The 19,680-nt window shown below is 65.6% G+C and carries 20 protein-coding genes and 1 tRNA gene; 7 read left to right on the forward strand and 14 right to left on the reverse strand.

Features of this window, described 5'->3' with window-relative positions; genetic code table 11:
• Window positions 1-25: 25 nt before the first annotated feature.
• From ACV22W_RS17865 to rpoH, 3 genes are all read right to left on the reverse strand, one after another.
• Entirely contained in the window at window positions 26-1,606 is a 1,581-nt protein-coding gene (locus ACV22W_RS17865) for a cytochrome ubiquinol oxidase subunit I (RefSeq protein WP_059819811.1), read from the reverse strand.
• Complete coding sequence (gene cydP / locus ACV22W_RS17870) at window positions 1,596-1,874, reverse strand: cytochrome oxidase putative small subunit CydP (RefSeq protein ID WP_059526138.1); 279 nt, start codon at window positions 1,872-1,874, stop codon at window positions 1,596-1,598. The genes ACV22W_RS17865 and cydP overlap by 11 nt, the downstream gene beginning before the upstream one ends.
• Before the next feature lie 327 nt (window positions 1,875-2,201).
• Window positions 2,202-3,137 (reverse strand): RNA polymerase sigma factor RpoH, encoded by a 936-nt coding sequence (rpoH, locus tag ACV22W_RS17875; RefSeq protein ID WP_448020796.1) that lies wholly within the window; start codon window positions 3,135-3,137, stop codon window positions 2,202-2,204.
• 362 nt (window positions 3,138-3,499) lie between these two features.
• On the opposite strand from rpoH, the gene ACV22W_RS17880 reads away from it, so the two are divergent.
• Together ACV22W_RS17880 and ACV22W_RS17885 are read left to right on the forward strand one after the other, a co-directional pair.
• A complete protein-coding gene (locus ACV22W_RS17880; protein WP_448020797.1) occupies window positions 3,500-4,069 on the forward strand; it encodes an acyloxyacyl hydrolase in 570 nt (189 codons plus the stop codon).
• A gap of 45 nt (window positions 4,070-4,114) precedes the next feature.
• Window positions 4,115-4,498 carry a nuclear transport factor 2 family protein gene (locus ACV22W_RS17885; RefSeq protein ID WP_059526129.1) on the forward strand — a complete coding sequence of 128 codons (384 nt, stop codon included), beginning with the start codon at window positions 4,115-4,117 and terminating at the stop codon, window positions 4,496-4,498.
• Window positions 4,499-4,641: 143 nt separating this feature from the next.
• Here the strand turns inward: ACV22W_RS17885 and leuA are convergent, their stop codons facing one another.
• Together leuA and ybiB are read right to left on the reverse strand one after the other, a co-directional pair.
• Window positions 4,642-6,288: a 2-isopropylmalate synthase gene (gene leuA / locus ACV22W_RS17890; RefSeq protein WP_448020798.1), complete on the reverse strand. Its 1,647-nt coding sequence runs from the start codon at window positions 6,286-6,288 to the stop codon at window positions 4,642-4,644.
• A gap of 401 nt (window positions 6,289-6,689) precedes the next feature.
• Complete coding sequence (ybiB, locus tag ACV22W_RS17895; RefSeq protein WP_448020799.1) at window positions 6,690-7,664, reverse strand: DNA-binding protein YbiB; 975 nt, start codon at window positions 7,662-7,664, stop codon at window positions 6,690-6,692.
• 183 nt (window positions 7,665-7,847) lie between these two features.
• Between ybiB and maiA the strand changes: the two genes are divergently transcribed.
• Window positions 7,848-8,492 (forward strand): maleylacetoacetate isomerase, encoded by a 645-nt coding sequence (gene maiA, locus ACV22W_RS17900; RefSeq protein ID WP_448020800.1) that lies wholly within the window; start codon window positions 7,848-7,850, stop codon window positions 8,490-8,492.
• A 93-nt stretch (window positions 8,493-8,585) separates the two neighbouring features.
• Here the strand turns inward: maiA and ftsY are convergent, their stop codons facing one another.
• Entirely contained in the window at window positions 8,586-9,746 is a 1,161-nt protein-coding gene (ftsY, locus tag ACV22W_RS17905; protein WP_448020801.1) for a signal recognition particle-docking protein FtsY, read from the reverse strand.
• A 201-nt stretch (window positions 9,747-9,947) separates the two neighbouring features.
• Between ftsY and rsmD the strand changes: the two genes are divergently transcribed.
• The 3 genes from rsmD (at window position 9,948) to ACV22W_RS17920 (ending at window position 11,497) form a co-directional block, all read left to right on the forward strand.
• Window positions 9,948-10,562, forward strand: coding sequence for a 16S rRNA (guanine(966)-N(2))-methyltransferase RsmD (gene rsmD / locus ACV22W_RS17910; RefSeq protein ID WP_059703347.1), 615 nt, complete (start codon window positions 9,948-9,950; stop codon window positions 10,560-10,562).
• 111 nt (window positions 10,563-10,673) lie between these two features.
• Window positions 10,674-11,171 carry a pantetheine-phosphate adenylyltransferase gene (gene coaD, locus ACV22W_RS17915; RefSeq protein ID WP_006398238.1) on the forward strand — a complete coding sequence of 166 codons (498 nt, stop codon included), beginning with the start codon at window positions 10,674-10,676 and terminating at the stop codon, window positions 11,169-11,171.
• Between the two features lie 59 nt (window positions 11,172-11,230).
• A complete protein-coding gene (locus ACV22W_RS17920) occupies window positions 11,231-11,497 on the forward strand; it encodes a YfhL family 4Fe-4S dicluster ferredoxin (protein ID WP_059681674.1) in 267 nt (88 codons plus the stop codon).
• A gap of 75 nt (window positions 11,498-11,572) precedes the next feature.
• On the opposite strand, the gene hisC is transcribed toward ACV22W_RS17920, so the two are convergent.
• The 8 genes from hisC to ACV22W_RS17960 form a co-directional block, all read right to left on the reverse strand.
• Window positions 11,573-12,640 (reverse strand): histidinol-phosphate transaminase, encoded by a 1,068-nt coding sequence (gene hisC / locus ACV22W_RS17925; protein ID WP_448020804.1) that lies wholly within the window; start codon window positions 12,638-12,640, stop codon window positions 11,573-11,575.
• Between the two features lie 129 nt (window positions 12,641-12,769).
• Window positions 12,770-13,369 carry an aminoacyl-tRNA hydrolase gene (pth, locus tag ACV22W_RS17930; RefSeq protein WP_059451462.1) on the reverse strand — a complete coding sequence of 200 codons (600 nt, stop codon included), beginning with the start codon at window positions 13,367-13,369 and terminating at the stop codon, window positions 12,770-12,772.
• 120 nt (window positions 13,370-13,489) lie between these two features.
• Window positions 13,490-14,098 carry a 50S ribosomal protein L25/general stress protein Ctc gene (locus tag ACV22W_RS17935; RefSeq protein WP_059526288.1) on the reverse strand — a complete coding sequence of 203 codons (609 nt, stop codon included), beginning with the start codon at window positions 14,096-14,098 and terminating at the stop codon, window positions 13,490-13,492.
• A gap of 162 nt (window positions 14,099-14,260) precedes the next feature.
• Window positions 14,261-15,223 (reverse strand): ribose-phosphate pyrophosphokinase, encoded by a 963-nt coding sequence (locus ACV22W_RS17940; protein ID WP_059526106.1) that lies wholly within the window; start codon window positions 15,221-15,223, stop codon window positions 14,261-14,263.
• Window positions 15,224-15,267: 44 nt separating this feature from the next.
• Window positions 15,268-15,344, reverse strand: a tRNA-Gln gene (locus ACV22W_RS17945).
• 53 nt (window positions 15,345-15,397) lie between these two features.
• Window positions 15,398-16,279: a 4-(cytidine 5'-diphospho)-2-C-methyl-D-erythritol kinase gene (gene ispE, locus ACV22W_RS17950; protein WP_448020806.1), complete on the reverse strand. Its 882-nt coding sequence runs from the start codon at window positions 16,277-16,279 to the stop codon at window positions 15,398-15,400.
• Between the two features lie 27 nt (window positions 16,280-16,306).
• Window positions 16,307-16,927: a lipoprotein insertase outer membrane protein LolB gene (gene lolB, locus ACV22W_RS17955; protein WP_448020807.1), complete on the reverse strand. Its 621-nt coding sequence runs from the start codon at window positions 16,925-16,927 to the stop codon at window positions 16,307-16,309.
• Window positions 16,927-18,750, reverse strand: coding sequence for a tetratricopeptide repeat protein (locus tag ACV22W_RS17960; RefSeq protein ID WP_448020808.1), 1,824 nt, complete (start codon window positions 18,748-18,750; stop codon window positions 16,927-16,929). Before ACV22W_RS17960 ends, lolB begins: the two co-directional genes overlap by 1 nt.
• Before the next feature lie 86 nt (window positions 18,751-18,836).
• Here ACV22W_RS17960 and mutM point away from each other — a divergent pair, with 86 nt between their 5' ends.
• Window positions 18,837-19,664: a bifunctional DNA-formamidopyrimidine glycosylase/DNA-(apurinic or apyrimidinic site) lyase gene (gene mutM, locus ACV22W_RS17965; protein ID WP_059526099.1), complete on the forward strand. Its 828-nt coding sequence runs from the start codon at window positions 18,837-18,839 to the stop codon at window positions 19,662-19,664.
• The last annotated feature ends 16 nt before the right edge of the window (window positions 19,665-19,680 follow it).

The raw sequence follows: 19,680 nt of genomic DNA on the forward strand, positions 1-19,680 counted from the left end.
TCCTTGTTCGGTTTCAGGTGCGCGCTCAGGCCGACGCGTGCTCGCCGGCGGCCGCCAGCTCGTGGTGATAGCGGCCGGTATGCAGCGAGGACGGGCCGAGACGCGCGTACTTGAACATCAGCTTGATCTCGATGACGAACAGTGCCGTGTAGAACGCGATGAAACCGGCGAGGCTCAGGTACAGGTCCGTCGACGTCAGGCTGGACGCGGACAGATGCGTCGGCAGGATGCCCGCGATCGTCCACGGCTGGCGGCCGAGCTCGGCGACGACCCAGCCGAATTCCGCGGCGAGCCACGGCAGCGGGATCGCCCACACCGCATAGCGCAGGAACCAGCGGCGGTTGTCCTGCAGCACCTGCCGGCGCGCGCAGAACCAGAACGCGGCGACGAAGGTCGCGAGGAACAGGAAGCCGAGGAACACCATGATCCGGAACGAGAAGAACACGGGCGCGACCGGCGGGATCGTCTTCTTCGCGGCGGCCTTGATCTGCTCCGGCGTCGCGTCGACCACGTTCGGCGTGAACTGCTTGAGCATCAGCCCGTAGCCGAGATACTGCTTGTGCTGATCGAACAGCGCGCGAGTCGCGTCGCTCGTGTCGCCTTCCTTGATCTTCTGCAATGCGCCGTACGCGACCATCCCGCTCTGGATGTGTTCCTCGCTGTGCTTTGCGAGTTCGCGCAGGCCGATCACCGGCTCGTCGATCGAGCGCGTCGCGATCAGGCCGAGCGCGTACGGGATCTTGATCGCATAGTCGGTGCGCTCTTCCTTCTGGTTCGGAATGCCGATCAGCGTGAACGATGCCGGCGCCGGCTGGGTTTCCCATTCCGATTCGATCGCGGCGAGCTTCATCTTCTGCACTTCGCCGGTCGTGTAGCCCGATTCGTCGCCGAGCACGATCACGCAGAGCGTCGACGCGAGACCGAAGCCCGCCGCGACCGCGAACGAGCGCAGCGCGAAGTCGGTGTCGCGCTTCTTCAGCAGGTACCACGACGAGATGCCCAGCACGAACATCGCGGCCGTCACGTAGCCGGCCGACACGGTGTGCACGAACTTCACCTGCGCGACCGGGTTGAACAGCACGTCGAACAGATTGGTCAGCTCCATGCGCATCGTCTGGTAGTTGAACTCGGCGCCGACCGGATTGTTCATCCAGCCGTTCGCGACCAGGATCCACAGCGCGGACAGGTTCGAGCCGAGCGCGACGAGGAACGTGACCATCAGGTGCTTGACCTTCGACAGGCGGTTCCAGCCGAAGAAGAACAGGCCGACGAACGTCGATTCGAGGAAGAATGCCATCAGGCCTTCGACCGCGAGCGGCACGCCGAAGATGTCGCCGACGTAGTGCGAGTAGTACGACCAGTTCGTGCCGAACTGGAATTCGAGCGTGATGCCGGTCGTCACGCCCATCGCGAAGTTGATCCCGAACAACTTGCCCCAGAACTGGGTCATGTCCTTGTAGACCTGTTTGCCGGTCATCACGTAGACGGCTTCCATGATGACGAGCAGCCAGGACAGGCCGAGCGTCAGCGGCACGAACAGGAAGTGGTAGAGCGCCGTGATGCCGAACTGCAGACGCGACAGATCGACGACTTCGCTACTTATCATGGTGGTCTCCCTCGGTAGATGCAGGCGCCGGCACCGAGAGCAGCTTCTCGGCGACGACGGCAGGCGGCAGCGACATGTGCTTGGCCTGCGGATGATTGAAGAATGCGTATTTGAGCGACATCAGGAGGATCAGCTTGACGATCACCACCAGCGTGATGTCGCGCATGAGGGTCGGCCCGCGCGCCCACGCGGCGATGCGTGCGCGCCAGCCGAGCGTGCCGGCGGCCTGCGGGGGAGGCGGCGCAGGCTCTTTATTGATCGAGATCAAGGCGATTATCCTGAATCGATTTACGTGGGTTTGGGGCGACTCTACGTCGGATTTATGACGGCAGTTAAGCTGTTTTAATCCTTTTAAGCCGACATGCCAATTTTAAAATGCCGGCTTTCCGATGCCGAGTGTTGCGCTGCGGCAGACCGTCGCGAAGCACGTGTCGAAACTTGAGGCAGATCAAGGTTATGCGGAAGGGGCCGGAATTTGCCCGATACCCGATCAATAAGGTCGATTAATACGGGGTGATCGAGGCAAAACCATAGACGAAAAAAAACCGCTGCCGGGCGGGCAGCGGTTTTGGGTGAAGCGCTCTAAATCGCGGAGTTACGCGTATTCGGCGAGTGCCGTGCGCATCTTCTTCATGGCGCTCGCTTCGATCTGGCGGATGCGTTCCGCCGATACGCCGAATTCGGCCGCGAGATCGTGCAGCGTCGAGCCGCCCGAGCCGTCGTCGTCGACGTTCAGCCAGCGCGCCTCGATGATCCGGCGGCTGCGTGCGTCGAGTGCCTCGAGCGCCTGCGCGATGCCGTCCGTCTGCAGCATGTCGCGCTGACGCGCAGCGAGCACGGCGGTCGGCTCGTTGTGCGAATCGGCCAGGTAGGCGATCGGTGCGTATGACTCCTCGCCGTCTTCCACTTGGCCCTCGAGCGCGACGTCGCCGCCCGACAGACGCGTTTCCATCTCGGTCACGTCTTCGCGCTTGACGTTGAGCTCCTGCGCGAGGCCGTCGATTTCCTCGGGCGTCATCGCCTGCATGCTCTTCTTGTGGCTGCGCAGGTTGAAGAACAGCTTGCGCTGCGCCTTCGTCGTCGCGACCTTCACCATCCGCCAGTTGCGCAGGATGTACTCGTGGATCTCGGCCTTGATCCAGTGGATCGCATACGACACCAGGCGCACGTTTTGCGCCGGGTCGAAACGTTTCACAGCCTTCATCAGGCCGATGTTGCCTTCCTGGATCAGGTCGCCGTGCGGCAGGCCGTAGCCGAGGTAGTTGCGCGCGATCGACACGACGAGCCGCAGGTGCGACAGCACGAGGCGGCGTGCCGAGTCGAGGTTGTTGTCTTCGCGGAATTCGGTCGCGTACTGGCGTTCCTCTTCGGCGGTCAGGAGCGGGATCCGGTTGACGGCCTGGATGTACGCGTCGATGTTGCCGAGCTGGCCCGACAACATCGATTGAGTCGCGAGCGCCAGCGAGCCTGCCGATTCGGCCTTGGCCGGCGTCGGGCTCAGGGTGTTCGGAAGGGTCAGGGCGTGGCTCACTAAAAAAACTCCTTTGGAATCAGGGACAAACCCCTGGTCTCGGATGAGATTCCGGGGCCCATCTTAGCACTCCCGTAATCCGAGTGCTAATTCCTTAGAGGGGGTGCGGGCATCCAAGTTCCCGGTTATCTATCGAACTTGTCGAATCGATAGTCTAATCTGCGACCGGACCGGCCCTGGGAAGTTCCGTAAGTTGTTGTTTCTGATAGTAATCAGTAGACGGTTTCGATTTTTGTAGTTTTGGAAGCAAACAATTTCGCTTCGTGATGCCGATTCGGAAAGTCCTTTACCATACCATTCAGTTCGCTCGGGCCCGGCCTCTGCGGCAAGGCTCCATTCAACCCACAAAGTTGGAGTGTCTGATGAACAATAAGAAGAATTGCCGGCCCCGTAGTCGGCTTGCGCTGCATGCGCTGCTGGCGGTGTCGCTGCTGGGCGGATCGGGCGCCGCATTCGCGGATCGATGGGGAGTCCAGGCGGGCGGCGGGTTTTCGGATCGCCACGGGATCGACAAGGCCGATCTCGGCGTCGTGTGGGATCCAGGCTGGAACTGGTGGGAAATCGGCGGCTGGCACTTCGCGTTCGTGATGGAAGGCCACGCCGGCTACTGGCACACGGGCGGCAATGTTCATGGCAGCATCGGCGAATTCGGCGCGACGCCGATGTTCCGCTTCATCAAGAGCGCGGGGCAGGTGCGTCCGTTCATCGAGGCCGGCGCCGGCATCCGCTTCCTGACGTCCCCGACGATCTCCAACAAACTGTCGCTGGCGACGTCGTTCCAGTTCGTGGACGTCGTCGGCGTCGGCGCGCAGTTCGGAGAACGGCAACAGTATCAGCTCGGCTACCGTTTTCAACATGTGTCTAACGCGGGTATCAAAGAGCCGAATCCTGGTATAAATTTCCACCAGTTCTACGTGCAGTACAACTTCTGATCCGCACGCCCGCGCATGGCGGGCGCGTTGCCGAGGAGTCAGGCGATGGCGAAGGTGGTCGATGCGATTCGCGCGCTCGAGCGCGATCGGTTCCGGGCGATGGTCGACGGGGACGGCGAGGCGCTCGAGGCGCAATTGTCGGACAAGGTGTTCTTCGTGCACACCAACGGCAAACGCGAAACCAAGCAGCAGTTCATCGACGCCATCGTCGCCGGCCGCCGCCGCTATCGTCAGATCGAAATCCAGTCGCAGGACCTGCTGCCCGTCGGCGACGCAACCTGCGTCGTCACCGGGCGCGCACTGATCGAGATGGAAACGAACAACGGCGGGCTGGTGTTTCCGATCGCCTATACCGCCGTCCATACCCATGAGCAGGGGCAGTGGCGCCTGCTGGCGTGGCAGGCGACGCGGTGCGCGACCGAGACATGAGCGCGCGTGGCGCTCCTTTTCGTGTCCCGACCGAAGCGGCCTTCTGGGCCGCTTTTCATTGCCCGTGCGGCGCGGATCGCGCGACGCACGGGCGGTCACGCACCGCTCGCTGACGTTCGAACCCTGAAACGAAAACCTGCCGGTCAGGCCGCCGCACGGCGGTCGGCGCACTGCCAGGCCGAGCGGTTGATCGCGCTGACGACCGCATCGAGCGCGGCGCTCGCCGCATCGGCGTGCACGCCGACGCCATGCCGCAGCGGTGCATCGCCGACCCGGCAGCCGACCGATACCGCGATTCGTCCGTCCGTCGTGCGCGCGTGTTCGCACGAGGCGACGTCGATCGTCGCGCAGGCCGCCGTCGCGAAGGCTGCGGCCGTGCGTTGCACGACGTCTTCGGGCGTCGCGCCGGCCGGCGGCGCGCCCGCGATGTCGCGGTTCTGCCAGCGTGCGGCGTCGCCGTGGCGCGCGGCCGGGCCGTCGGTCTCGAAGAATTCGCGGGCGAACAGCGCACAGATCGCGTCGCCGGTCACTTCCTCGCCGGACGCGTCGGCGAGCGTCTGCACCGCGTGGCTGAACTCGATCTGCACGCGCCGCGTCGGCGTGAAGCCCATCCCGCGTTCGAGCAGGAACGTCGCGCCGCCCTTGCCGGACTGGCTGTTCACGCGAATGACCGCGTCATAGCTGCGACCGAGGTCGGCCGGGTCGATCGGCAGGTACGGCACTTCCCACACCGCGTCGGGGCGCTGCTGCGCGAAGCCCTTGCGGATCGCATCCTGGTGCGAGCCCGAGAACGCGGTGAAGACGAGGTCGCCCGCATAAGGATGGCGCGGATGCACCGGAATCTGGTTGCAGCGCTCGACCACGCGGCGCACCGCGTCGATGTCGGAGAAATCGAGGCCCGGATCGATGCCCTGCGTATAGAGGTTCAGCGCGAGCGTGACGAGATCGACGTTGCCGGTGCGCTCGCCGTTGCCGAACAGGCAGCCCTCGATGCGGTCGGCGCCCGCGAGCAGCGCGAGTTCCGCAGCCGCGACCGCGGTGCCGCGATCGTTGTGCGGATGCACGGACAGCACGATGCTGTCGCGATACGCGAGGTTGCGGTCCATCCACTCGATCTGGTCGGCGAACACGTTCGGGCTCGCGGCTTCGACGGTCGCCGGCAGGTTGACGATCATCTTGTGATCGCGGGTCGGCCGCCACGCCTGCGCGACCGCGTCGCACACTTCGCGCGCGAACGTCAGCTCGGTCATGCTGAAGGTTTCCGGCGAGTACTGGTAGGTCCAGTGCGTGTCCGGGCGGGCTGCCGCGTGTTCCTTGATGAGCCGCGTGCCCTCGACCGCGAGCGCCTTCACGTCGTCCTTCGACATCCCGAACACGATGCGCCGGAACGACGGGCAGATCGCGTTGTACAGGTGCACGATCGCGCGCGGCACGCCTTCGAGTGCATCGAAGGTGCGCGCGATCAGGTCTTCGCGCGACTGCACGAGCACTTCGATCGTCACGTCGTCCGGAATGCGCTTGTCGTCGATCAGCTTGCGGACGAAATCGAAGTCGGTTTGCGACGCCGACGGAAAACCGACTTCGATCTCCTTGAAACCGATCGCGACCAGCATGTCGAAGAATTCCAGCTTCTGTTCGATGCTCATCGGCTCGATCAGCGACTGGTTGCCGTCGCGCAGGTCGGTGCTCATCCAGACCGGCGCACGCTCGATGGTGCGGGTCGGCCAGCGGCGGCCATTGATGCGGACGGGTTCGAACGGACGGTACTTGTCTTGCGGGTTGCGCTTCATCTTCTGGACCTCGGGTCTCGAGTCGCGAGCGAAGACGGGCGGCATGGGCGACGGGTGGCGCTGCCTCGCACCGTGGCGCGGCAAACGCGCTGCGGATGCGGATGATCTTCGCGAATCGACCGACGGATAGACGGACGAATGCTGACGACTTCGGGTTGTAAAAACTGCGAGAAGGGTGCTGCGAGGAACTGCAGGGAGGGACCGTGCGGACAGCACACGGCGCTAAGACAGCCTTAGGCTAGTCGTAGCGATAGCGACCGCGCTAGGCGGCCGGAGGTAATTCGGAGGGTGTTCGGAAAGGAACGCATGGCGACAACTCTATGCCAGGATGCGTGCGCGTGTCAAATGGTCGGTTGATAGGCGATAGGCCGGCGCGACCGCGTGCCGGCCCCGGATGCCGGTCACGGTGCGAGCCGGGCGATACGTACGATCGTCTCGACCTGCCGCGCAAGCGTGTCGGGTACCGGAATTTCGCCGCGCAGCACGGCGTCCGTCCACGCGGCCGTGGTTGCCGCGTCGCGCGATTCGGGCAGTGCGACGGGCGGCGCATCGCTCGACGAGCGCTCGGGCTCGATCAGCGTGTCGCACACGCCGTCGTGCAGCCAGTCGACCTGCACCTGGCGCCGCGTGTCGGCCACCGCTTCGCCTTCGGTGCCGCGCGCAAGCAGCGCGCCGCCGAGTGCGGCGTCCGGATGATCGCGGAACAGTTGCGCAAGGCTGTCGCGGTACGGCGGATGCGTGTAGTTGACGAGCCGCAGCCCGGCCGGTGCAAACGGCTGCAGGATCTTCACGAGCGTGTGCGTCGAGTTGCGCACGCCGAGCACGCCGCGCAGCGACAGCAGACGCGCGATGCGCGGCGCCAGCGCGCCGATGGGCGCGAACGCGACGCGGCGCTCCGCGAGCGTGTCTTCGATCGCATCGTGCGATGCCGACGGTGGGATCGACAGTGCAGAGAAGATCTCCGCGCTCGTCACGCGGCCCGGATCACGCTCGACACCGTGCACGAGCACCGGCACGCCTTCGCGCGCGAGCAGCAGCGCGAGCAGCGGCACCAGGTTCGGCTGCTTGCGCGCGCCGTTGTAGCTCGGGATCGACACCGGGCGGAACGCGGCATCCTGCACGTGCACGGGTTCGAACGACGCCTGCGCGGCGGCGAGCATCGCGGCCAGTTCGTCGGCGCTTTCACCCTTCAGACGATAGGCGATCAGGATCGCGCCGAGTTCGACGTCCGACACGCGCGCGTCGAGCATCGCGCGATAAAGCTCGAACGTGTCTTCGGCGGACAGCGCGCGTGCGCCGTGCGGGCCGCGGCCGATTTCCTTGATGAAGCGGGCGCAAGGGAACGGCGAGGTTGCGGGGTCGAGGGAAGCGGTCATCGGGGCGTGGGGCGGGCGGCCGGCATCGGGCCGCGCGGTGAGCGGTAAGGAATGCCCCGAGTATCGCACGGGCACGGCTGCGCGCGCCGACGCGGCGCGGCGCGCTAAACTCGGGTTCCCGGCGGTGCCGCGTGCGCCGTGGACGCCGTCGCCGGCCGAATACGAATTCCAGAGAGACATCCCATGAAGCTCTACAGCTATTTCCGCAGTTCCGCGTCGTACCGCGTGCGGATCGCCCTGAACCTGAAGCAGCTGCCGTACGACACGGTTCCCGTGCACATGCTGCGCGATGGCGGCGAGCAATTGAAGGACGCCTACCGCGCGGTGAATCCGGATGCGGTCGTGCCGACGCTGATCGACGGCGATGCCACGCTGCAGCAGTCGCTCGCGATCATCGAATATCTCGAGGAAACGCATCCCGAACCGGCGCTGTTGCCGAAGCAGCCGGTCGACCGCGCGTATGTGCGAGCGATCGCGCTGCAGGTCGCGTGCGAGATCCATCCGCTGAACAACCTGCGCGTGCTCAAGTACCTGAAGCACACGCTGAAGGTGTCCGAGGAAGCGAAAAACGATTGGTACCGGCACTGGATCGAGGCGGGTTTCGCATCGCTCGAGGCGCGCCTCGCGAACGATCCGCGCACCGGCAAGCTGTGCTTCGGCGACACGCCGACGCTCGCCGATATCTGCATCGTGCCGCAGGTGTTCAACGCGAACCGTTTCTCGATCGACACGACGCGCTTTCCGACGATCCAGCGGATCGCCGATCATGCGTCGACGCTCGACGCGTTCAAGGCCGCCGAACCCGGCGTGCAGCCCGACGCCGAATGACGCCGTGGGGCCGCCAGCCGTCCGCTGTCGGCTTCCGGACGCGCATGAAAAAGGGCGCCCGAAGGCGCCCCGTGCGGTGCCGGCCGGCGGCGTTCAGCCGAGCAGCGCGTCCGCGAATTCCACCGCGCTGAACGGCTGCAGGTCCTCCACCTTCTCGCCGACGCCGATGAAGTAGACGGGCACCGGGCGCTGCCGCGCGATCGCGGCGAGAATGCCACCCTTCGCGGTGCCGTCGAGCTTCGTGACGATCAGGCCCGTGAGGCCGAGCGCATCGTCGAATGCCTTCACCTGCGTGAGCGCGTTCTGGCCCGTGTTCGCGTCGATCACGAGCAGCACCTCGTGCGGCGCGCCATCGTGTGCCTTCGAGATCACGCGCTTCACCTTCTTCAGCTCTTCCATCAGGTGCAGTTGCGTCGGCAGGCGGCCGGCCGTGTCGGCCATCATCACGTCGATCCTGCGCGCGCGCGCGGCGCTGACCGCGTCGAAGATCACCGCGGCCGGGTCGCCGCTTTCCTGCTGGACGACCGTCACATTGTTGCGCTCGCCCCAGACCGCCAGCTGTTCGCGCGCCGCTGCGCGGAACGTGTCGCCCGCAGCCAGCAGGACCGACTGGTCGAAGCTCTGCAGGTGCTTCGCGAGCTTGCCGATGCTGGTGGTCTTGCCTGCGCCGTTCACGCCCGTGATCATCATCACGAGCGGTTGCGCGCGGCCGAGCATCAGCGATTTCTCGAGCGGCTTCAGCAGTTCGACGAGCAGGTCGTGCAGCGCGCCCTTCACCTGCTGCGGATCGGTCAGCCGGCCCGTGCGCACCTTCTCGCGCAGCGCGCCGAGCAGGTACTCGGTCGCATCGACGCCGGCGTCGGACATCAGCAGCGCGGCTTCGAGCTCTTCGTACAGATCCTCGTCGATCTTCGTGTTGACGAACACGCCGGTGATGCTCGAGCCCGTCTTCGCGAGGCCCGACTTCAGGCGCGCGAGCCACGATTTCTTCGCGGAGGCGTCCTGCGTCGGCGGCGGCACGATCTCGACCGCTTCGACGACTTCGTCGCTGCCGTCGTTGGTCGGCGTGACCGTCATCACGACAGCCGGCGCGGCCGGCTGCGGTTGCGCGGGCGCTGGCGGCGCTTCGATCGCCTGGCGCGCGTCGGCGGCGGGCGTATCGGACGGTTCGTCCGGTTGCGGCGCATCGATCGATTGCGATTCCGCGGAGTCGGGCTCCTGCGTTTTCTTGAATCGTTTGAAGAAGCTGAACATGGTCTGACGTCGGGAAGAGGGCGGGGCGCCGCCAGGGCGGAGCGCCCGAGGGGCCGTCATGCGTGCGCACGGCGGCCGAAACCGTGCATTTTATCAGTGCGGCGGCGCACTCGCGTCAGCCGGTGCTGCCGCTGTGGTAACGTGCGCCTGTTTGGCGGTGCGCCCTCCGCGCACCCGGTCCCCCCGTCGTCGATATTCCGTATGTCCCGTTCCTCTTCCGGCCGCCCGACGGCCCCCCCTGGCCGCGGCAAGCCGCACACGATCCGCATCATCGGCGGTGACTGGAAGCGCACGCCGCTCGCCGTGCTCGATCTCGACGGCCTGCGGCCGACGCCCGATCGCGTGCGCGAGACGCTGTTCAACTGGCTCGGCCAGGATCTCGAAGGCCGGCGCTGCCTCGACCTGTTCGCGGGCACCGGCGCGCTCGGATTCGAGGCTGCGTCGCGCGGCGCGACGAGCGTCGTGATGGTCGAGCGCCACCCGCGCGCGGCACAGCAGCTGCGCGCGATCAAGGACAAGCTCGGTGCACGCTCGGTCGAGGTCGCGGAAGCCGACGCGCTGCGGCTCGCTGCCGGGCTGACGCCGGGCGCGTTCGACGTCGTGTTCCTCGATCCGCCGTTCGGTGAGCCGGCCGTGCTCGATCGCTCGATCGCGCTGGCGGCGCCGCTCGTTGCGCCGGATGGCGCGCTGTACGTCGAGACGGGCGCGGAGCTCGACCCGGCCGCGCACGAAGCGCTGGCCGGTTGGCAGGTGGTGAAGCACGGCAAGGCGGGTGCGGTTCACTATCATTTGCTGCGGCGCGAAAATGATGAATAATGCGCGTTCCATACGAGGCGGCGCGCCGCAAAGGCGACGCATGCCCATCTCGGCAGCGGCGTGCGCGTCGCACGGCTGCCACCCCGTTTGCGTGATGACAGGAGGAGCGACATGGTAGTCGCCGTGTATCCCGGTACGTTCGATCCGCTGACGCGCGGGCACGAAGACCTCGTGCGGCGTGCGTCGAGCATTTTTGATACGCTGGTGGTCGGTGTTGCCGACAGCCGCGCGAAGAAGCCGTTTTTCTCGCTGGAAGAACGTCTGAAGATTGCGAACGAGGTGCTCGGCCATTATCCGAACGTGAAGGTCATGGGGTTCAAGGGCCTGTTGAAGGACTTCGTCCGCACCAACAACGCGCGCGTGATCGTGCGCGGCTTGCGTGCCGTGTCCGATTTCGAATATGAGTTCCAGATGGCGGGGATGAACCGCTATCTGCTGCCCGACGTCGAGACGATGTTCATGACGCCGTCCGATCAGTATCAGTTCATCTCGGGGACGATCGTGCGCGAAATCGCGCAGTTGGGCGGCGATGTCAGCAAGTTCGTGTTCCCGTCCGTCGAGAAGTGGCTGACCGAGAAAGTCGCCGCGATGGGAGGCCCGGCCGCATGACGCGGCGCCGGCCGGTTTCGTCGCGAAGCCGGCCGCCGGCCTGAAGAAGTGAGATCAGTATGTCTTTGATGATTACCGACGAGTGCATCAATTGCGACGTGTGCGAGCCCGAGTGCCCGAACGGCGCGATTTCGATGGGCCCGGATATCTACGTGATCGACCCGAACAAGTGCACCGAGTGCGTCGGCCATTTCGACGAGCCGCAGTGCCAGCAGGTGTGTCCGGTCGAATGCATTCCGCGCGATCCGCAGCATGACGAATCGCATGCGCAGTTGATGGCGAAGTATCACGCGTTGATCGCCGCCAAGGGCGACGACGCGCAGTGACCGCGCGGTGACGCGCGCGCGTCGCGAATTGCTGGGCCGGCGCCGCCTGGCGCCGGTTCCACTTCTCCCTTCGCTTCAGCCGATCAGGTCGCGCAATGCCGCGACGAGCGCGTCGCATTCGGCGTCGGTGCCGACGGTGATGCGCAAATGCTGTTCGATGCGTGGCGCCCGGAAGTGCCGTACGAATATTTCCCGCTCCTTCAGCTTTGCCGCGATCGTGCCCGCATCGTGCGCGGGATGGCGCGCGAACACGAAATTCGCGGCCGACGGCACGACGTCGAAACCGAGTGCCTCCAGCGCGTGCGTGAGCCGCGCGCGGCTGTCGATCACGCGTCGGCAGGTCGCACTGAAGTAGCCGGTGTCTTCGTATGCCGCCTGCGCGGCGACCTGCGCGAGCCGATCGAGCGGATAGGAATTGAAGCTGTCCTTCACACGATTCAGTGCGTCGATCAACGCCGCATCGCCGAACGCGAAGCCGACGCGCATGCCCGCGAGCGAGCGCGCCTTCGACGTCGTATGCACGACGAGCAGGTTCGGATGGCGGTCGATCAGCGTGATCGCGGATTGCGCGCCGAAGTCGACGTACGCCTCGTCGATCAGCACGACCGACGACGGGTTCGCTGCCGCGATCCGCTCGATGTCCGCGAGCGGTAGCGCGCGCCCGGTCGGCGCGTTCGGGTTCGGAAACAGCACGCCGCCCGCATCGTCGAGATAGTCTTCGACACGGATCGAGAAGTCGTCCGCGAGCGGCACGACTGCGGTCTCTACGCCGTACAGGCGCGCGTAGGTCGGGTAGAAGCTGTACGAGATGTCGGGAAAGCGCAGCGGCCGGTCATGCTTGAGCAGAGCCTGGAACGCGTGCGCGAGCACTTCGTCGGAGCCGTTGCCGGCGAAGACCTGCTCGGGCTTGATGCGATGATGTGCAGCGACCGTCTCGCGCAGCGCGCGCGCGAGCGGGTCGGGATAGCGGCGCAGCGTGTCGCCGGTGTCGCCGAGTTCGCGTGCGATCGCCGCGACGACGCGCGGCGAAGGCGGATAGGGATTCTCGTTGGTGTTCAGCTTGACGGGGTGTGCGAGCGCGGGCTGTTCGCCCGGCACGTAAGGCACGAGTTGCTGAACGACGTCGCTCCAGTAACGGCTCACCGCTTGGCTCCTGACGGGCAAAAGCGACCAGATTACCGCATGTGGACGCTGCGGTGCGCGATTGCGCACGACGGAGACACCGCCCGGCGCCGCCGGACGGCACGTTGCACCATGCCGGTGCAGCGGAAGTCAGTTGCGATGCAGTTGCATCGTCGCGCGGTCGAGTTCGCCCTTGACGACCATCGGCATTACGGCGAGCGCGCGCTCGATCGATGCGTCGATCACGTCCTGCTCCTCGCGGCGCGGCGGCTTCAGCACGAAGTTCGCGACGTCGGGCTTTGCGCCGGCGCGCGCGCCTTCCGGGATCAGGTCGCGCGGATGGCCGATGCCGATGCGCAGGCGCCAGTACTGCTGCGACGACAGATGCGCGGTGATGTCCTTCAGGCCGTTGTGGCCGCCGCTGCCGCCGCCGAGCTTCAGCTTCACGGTGCCGGGTGGCAGATCGAGTTCGTCGTGTGCGACGAGGATCTGGTCGGGCAGGATCTTGAAGAAACTCGCGAGCGCGACGACCGACTGGCCTGAGCGGTTCATGTACGTTTGCGGCTCGAGCAGGTGGACTTCCTCGCCGTGCAGGCGCGCTTTTGCGTAGAAGCCATGGAAGCGGCGCTCGTCGCGCAGCGTCGCGCCGGCTTCGCGGGCGAGCTGGTCGATCAGCCAGAAGCCGGCGTTGTGGCGCGTCGCAGTGTATTCCGCCCCGGGATTGCCGAGGCCGACGATCAGTTTGATCATGACGTTTCGTAGGCGGCAGCGCCCGCCTGGGCGCAGAAAAAGAAAAACCCGCCGGGCAAGCCGCGGCGGGTTGCGTCGACCGTTTATTGAAACGGATCGAACGGGCGCATAGGCGGCCGCTTAGGCAGCCGGCGTTTCGCCTTCGCCTGCTGCGTCCGACACGGCGCCAGCCGGGACCGTCGCCGATGCGACAACCGGGTTTTCCGCGTCGACGTGCGCGACCAGCGTCACGCCCTTCGGCAGTGCGATGTCCTTCGCGTGCAGCGACTGACCTGCTTCGATCTTCGACAGATCGACTTCGAGGAATTCCGGCAGAGCCGACGGCAGGCACTCGACTTCGATTTCCGTCGCGACGTGCGAGACGATTGCGCTCGACAGCTTCACTGCCGGGCTGACTTCAGCGTTCAGGAAGTGCAGCGGCACCTTCGTGTGCAGTTTCTTCTTCGCGTCGACGCGCTGGAAGTCCACGTGCAGCACGAGTTGCTTGAACGGGTGGTATTGCACGTCGCGCAGCAGAACCTGTTGCGACTGGCCAGCCACTTCGAGGTCGAGGATCGACGAGTGGAAGGCTTCCTTCTTCAGTGCGTGCCACAGCGCGTTGTGATCGAGTTCGATCTTTTGCGGGGCTGCTTCGCCACCGTAGACGATACCCGTGGTCTTACCGGCGTTGCGCAGGCGGCGGCTCGCACCCGTACCTTGCTCTTGGCGCTCGAAAGCGACGACTTTCATGTGATTCTCCATTAGCTGCCCGCGACCAGGCAGTAAAACGGGGCCGGCGAAATGGCGGCCCCCGATGAAACGGACGGGGTTTCGTCTATCCCGTCCGATTGTGCAAAAAGCGAAGCGTTGCCGCTTCGCTTTCCGCGCATGCTTTGTCGTGTCGGTCCGCGATCAGGATTCCGCGAACAGCGACATCACCGAGTCGCCGCGGCGAATCCGCGAGAACGTTTCGGCCAGCAGGCTCGCGCTCGTCAGCGAGCGGATCTTCGAGCAGCCGAGCGATTCGGCCGACAGCGGGATCGTATCGGTGACGACCAGCTCGTCGAGTGCCGATGCGGCGATACGCTCGGCGGCGCCGCCCGACAGAACCGGGTGCGTCGCGTACGCGAACACCTGCTTCGCACCGCGATCCTTCAGCACTTGCGCTGCCTTGCAGAGCGTGCCGGCCGTATCGACCATGTCGTCCATGATCACGCAGGTGCGGCCTTCGACTTCACCGATGATGTTCATCACTTCGGCGACGTTCGCCTTCGGACGACGCTTGTCGATGATCGCGAGATCGCAGTTGAGCTGCTTCGCGAGTGCCCGGGCACGGACCACGCCGCCGACGTCCGGCGACACGACGAGCAGATCCGAGTAGTTCTGCTTGCGCAGGTCGCCCAGCAGGATCGGCGTTGCGTAGATGTTGTCGACCGGGATGTCGAAGAAGCCTTGAATCTGGTCGGCGTGCAGATCCATCGTGATGATCCGCTCGACGCCGGCGATTTCCAGCATGTTCGCGATGACCTTCGCCGAGATCGCGACGCGCGCGGAACGCGGGCGACGGTCTTGGCGGGCATAGCCGAAGTAGGGGATGGCGGCAGTGATCCGGCCGGCTGACGCGCGCTTGAGCGCGTCGACCATGATCATCAGTTCCATCAGGTTGTCGTTCGTCGGCGCGCACGTGGATTGCAGGACGAAGACGTCCTTGCCGCGCACGTTTTCCTGGATCTCGACCTGGATCTCGCCGTCGGAGAAACGGCTGACCATTGCTTTGCCGAGGGGGATTCCAAGGATATTGACGACTTCCTGGGCGAGCGCGGGATTCGCGTTGCCAGTAAAGACCATCAAGCCATCATGGCTGTGGCTGCTCATCGTGCACCTGCTTCAGGCTTAGGCGGGAAATGCGGGAAAATTTTTGGCAGGGGAGGAAGGACTCGAACCCTCGCATGCCGGAATCAAAATCCGGTGCCTTGACCAACTTGGCGACTCCCCTACACTCAACTGATAACTTTACCGGACTTGTAGGCCATCCGATAAAGCAAAACTTCATGACGCGAAAGCGAAGAGCGGATGCTCGTTCAGGCTCTCGGCAACTGCACCGTTCCAACCGGTGGGCAGCTTGGCTTTCGCCGCTTCTGCCTCGTGCCTGCTGTGAAACGCTGCAAACACGCTTGCTCCGGAGCCGGTCATCCTCGCGGGGGTCACATTATACAACCATTTGACCACCTGCGCAACTTCCGCGTACTTACTTGTCACAACTTGCTGCATGTCGTTCCGGCCGAAACTGTCTGGCCATCCCGCATCGCTGTTTTGCCGTGCAAGAAAGTCCGTAATTGTGACGCGCTTCGTATCTCTTGTCAACAACTCGTCTGAAAAAATTTCAGCGGTTGGGACATGAACTCGTGGCGTCACAACCAGGAACCAGCGAGTCGGCAATTCTACCTCAGCTAATTCTTCTCCGATACCCTCTGCGAACGCATTTTTTCCAAAAACAAAGAACGGGACGTCCGCGCCGAGTTTCACCGCGAGCGACTGCAGTTCCGCACGCGGCAGATCGAGCTGCCACAGGCGGTTCAGCGCGAGCAGCGTCGTCGCCGAGTCGGAGCTGCCGCCGCCAAGGCCCGCGCCCATCGGCAGGCGCTTGTCGATCTCGATGTCGACGCCGGCCGTGGTGCCCGTGTGCGTTTTCAGCAGGTTGGCTGCGCGCACGACGAGATCGCTCTCCTCGGGCACGCCCGGCACGTCGGTGACGCGTGCGACGCGACCGTCGTCGCGCAGCGTGAAGTGCAGCGTATCGCCCCAGTTCAGCAGCTGGAACACGCTCTGCAGATCGTGATAGCCGTTCGGCCGACGGCCGGTGATGTGCAGGAACAGGTTGAGTTTCGCGGGCGCAAGGCAGTTGCGCAGCGAGCGGGTCGAATCGGTCATGCGTATGTCGGGGCTAGGTTCACGTGCTTACTGGTCGAGCACGAGCTTGATGTCGAGCGGCGGCGTCGCGCGCACGAGGTTGACGCGTTTGACGCCCGTGGCCGGTGCGTCCGCGTAGGCGAGATAGTCGATCGTCCAGCCGTCCTGGCGAATCTGCTTGACGTGCGTCGTGTCCGCCGGGTCGCGCACCGTCTGCGCGGGCGTCGCGGGCGCGGGCGTCGGCAGCAGCCAATAGCGCAGGCCGGCCAGCGGCAGCGAGAAGCCGAGCGCGTTCTGCATCAGTTCGCCGACGTCCGTCGCGTATTGCGGCTGGCGGTTCGGCAGTTCGAGCGATGCGGCCTGCGGCGTCGACTTCACGACCGCGAGCGTCTGGCCGAGCGGGCTGCGCAGTTCGAGCGACACGTCGTCGCCGCGCTCCTGCCAGTCGAAGTTGCCGTACACGTTCTGCGGTCGGCCGAGGCGGTCGCTGTATTGCACGGCGAAGCGGCCATGGTACGCGTGTGTCGCGGCGGTTTGCAGCACGGCGCCCGACGGCGCATTCGCCGACGGTGGCGTGCTCGCGCAGCCGGCGAGCGCGAGCACGGCGCCGGTCGCGGCCAGCGTGCGCAGCGCGCGGGAAGACGAGGAAAACATCGGGAACATCCGCATCAGAGGCCGTTGACCTGCAGGCGCTTGAGCGTCTGCACGAGGGTGTCGTTGTCGGGTTCGAGCTTCTGCGCGGCACGCCACGCGACGCGCGCGTCTTCCTGCGCGCCGCTCTTCCACAGCACTTCGCCGAGGTGCGCGCCGATCTCGGCGTTGGGTTGCAGCTCGTACGCGCGCCGCAGCACCTTCGTCGCGCCGGCCGTGTCGCCCATCCGGTACTTCACCCAGCCGAGGCTGTCCATGATGTACGCGTCGTTCGGCGCGAGCGACAGCGCCTTGTCGATAAGCTTGCTCGCCTCGGGCAGGCGCTGGTTACGGTCGGCCAGCGAATAGCCGAGCGCGTTGTACGCCTGCGGGTTGTCGGGCTGCGTGCGGATCAGCTCGCGCAGCTGCTTTTCCATTGCCGCGTAGTGGCCGGTCTTCTCGGCCGCCATGGCGTAGTCGTAGCGCAGGTCGGGATCGTCCGGGAAATCCTGGACCGCCTGCGCGAGTCGCGCCTCGGCTTCCGGGTAGCGCTTCGCGGTGAACAGGATCGACGCATCGGTGCGTGCGACCACGGCAGCATCGCGCGGATCGCTGATCGGCAGGTCGTCGAGCACCTTGCGCGCCTCGTCGGTCTTGCCCTGTTTCTGCAGCAGCTGCGCGCGCGTGATCTGCGCGGGCAGGTAGTGCTGGCTCGTCTGGTCGACCTTGTCGAGCCATTGCGACGCCTGCGCGTCGTTGCCCTGCTCGATCGAGATCTGCGCGAGGTAGATGTAGCCCTGACCGACGTCGAGGTTCGGCTGCTTGTCGCCGAGCTGCACGTACTGCTTCAGGTACGCGGTCGCGTCGTCGAGCTTCTTCTGCTGGATCTTGATCAACGCGAGCGCCATCAGCGGCGTCGGATCCTTCGAGTCGAGCTTGCGCATCGTCTCGAACTGCTTCTGCGCGTCGTCGAGACGGTCGTCGGCGAGATAGAGCTGCGACAGCGCGAGGCGCGCATCGCGTGACTTCGGATTCTGCTGAACATATTTCTCGAACGACGCGATGCCGGTCTTGCGCTCGGCGGGCCCCATCTGCGACAGCATCAGCGCCGCCGGCAGATAGTCGGGGCGGATCTGCAGCGCCTGCTTCAGCGACTGCGCCGCGCCTTCCTTGTCGTCGACCGCGAGTTGCTGCCGCGCGATCGCGAGCTGTGCCTCGGGGCGGTTCATGTCGTTCTTCAGCATGTCCTTCAGCACCGCGAGGCCGCCGACGCGGTCGGCACCGCGCACCAGCAGTGCCTGCAGCGCAAGGATCGCGGGGCCGCGCGTTTCGCCGGTCGCGCGGGCCAGTTCGCGCGCGAGCATCGGCTGTGCGTCGGCCGGCTTGCCGGCGAGCACGAGCAGCGCGGCGTCGACTTGCGATGCGCGGTTCGAACCAGGGGCGTACTGGCGCCACAGATCGGCCGCGGACAGCGCGTCGGCCGGGCTTTGCGCGCCGAGTGCGATCTCGGTCGCACGCTGCGCCATGCGCGGGTCGCGCGTGTCGCGGGCGAGCGCGAGGTAGGTCTGGTAGGCCGGCGCAGGCTGGTTGCGCTGGAGCGCGACCTCGGCGGCCAGCACCTGGTAGACGATCTGGCTCGTCAGCGGGACGCCCGGGAGATCCTTTTTCTCGTCCGGCAACACGTGCTCGAACGCGCCCTGCGGCTCCGCGTCGTCCGATGCCGGATTCTGCGCGTGAGCCGGGAAGGCGGTGAGGGTCCACGCGGCGAACAGCGCGGCGCCGAGCGCACGGCGGACCGGGAAGGCGCGCGCGCCGCGCACGGCGGCGGGGCGCTTCAGAAGCAGCTTCGAGGGCAAGGTCATGGAAATCCGTTCGATGTTTCAACCGATTGTAACGCGCTCGCTACAATACACGCACGATCGTGAATCCAGTCTCAGACCCGCAAAACATGCCAGAGTTGCCAGAAGTCGAAGTCACGCGCCGGGGCATCGAGCCCTTTGTCGCGGGCCGCCGCGTCGAGCGTGTCGACGTCCGTACCGCGATGCTGCGCTGGCCCGTGCCGGCGGGGCTCGCCGAGCAATTGCGCGCGCGCGAGGTGCTCGCCGTCGAGCGTCGCGGCAAATATCTGCTGTTCGAGGTCGACGCGGGCTGGTTCATCGTTCATCTCGGGATGACGGGCACATTGCGCGTGCTGCCCGCGGCCGGCGTGCCGGTCGCTGCAAAACACGATCACATCGACTGGATCTTCGACGAATTCGTGCTGCGGTTCCGCGATCCGCGCCGTTTCGGCGCGGTGCTGTGGCACCCGCGCGAAGCGGGTGACGTGCATGCGCATCCACTGCTCGCGAGCCTCGGCGTCGAGCCGTTCTCGCCGGCGTTCACCGGCGCGCTGCTGCACGCGCGCACGCGCGGCCGCACGGTGTCGGTCAAGCAGGCGCTGCTCGCGGGCGACATGGTCGTCGGCGTCGGCAACATCTATGCGTCGGAGAGCCTGTTTCGCGCGGGCATCCGGCCGACGACCGCCGCCGGCAAGGTGTCGCTGCCGCGCTACGAGCGGCTGGCCGACGCGGTGCGCGCGACTCTCGCCGACGCGATCGAGCGCGGCGGCAGCACGCTGCGCGATTTCGTCGGCAGCAACGGCGAAAGCGGCTATTTCCAGCTCGACTGCTTCGTCTACGATCGTGCCGGGCTGCCTTGCCGCGCATGCGGCACGCCGATCCGCCAGATCGTGCAGGGGCAGCGCTCGACCTATTTCTGCCCGACCTGTCAGCGTTGAGTCGCGCGTTGCAACC

Source organism: Burkholderia sp. AW49-1, from assembly GCF_053427845.1.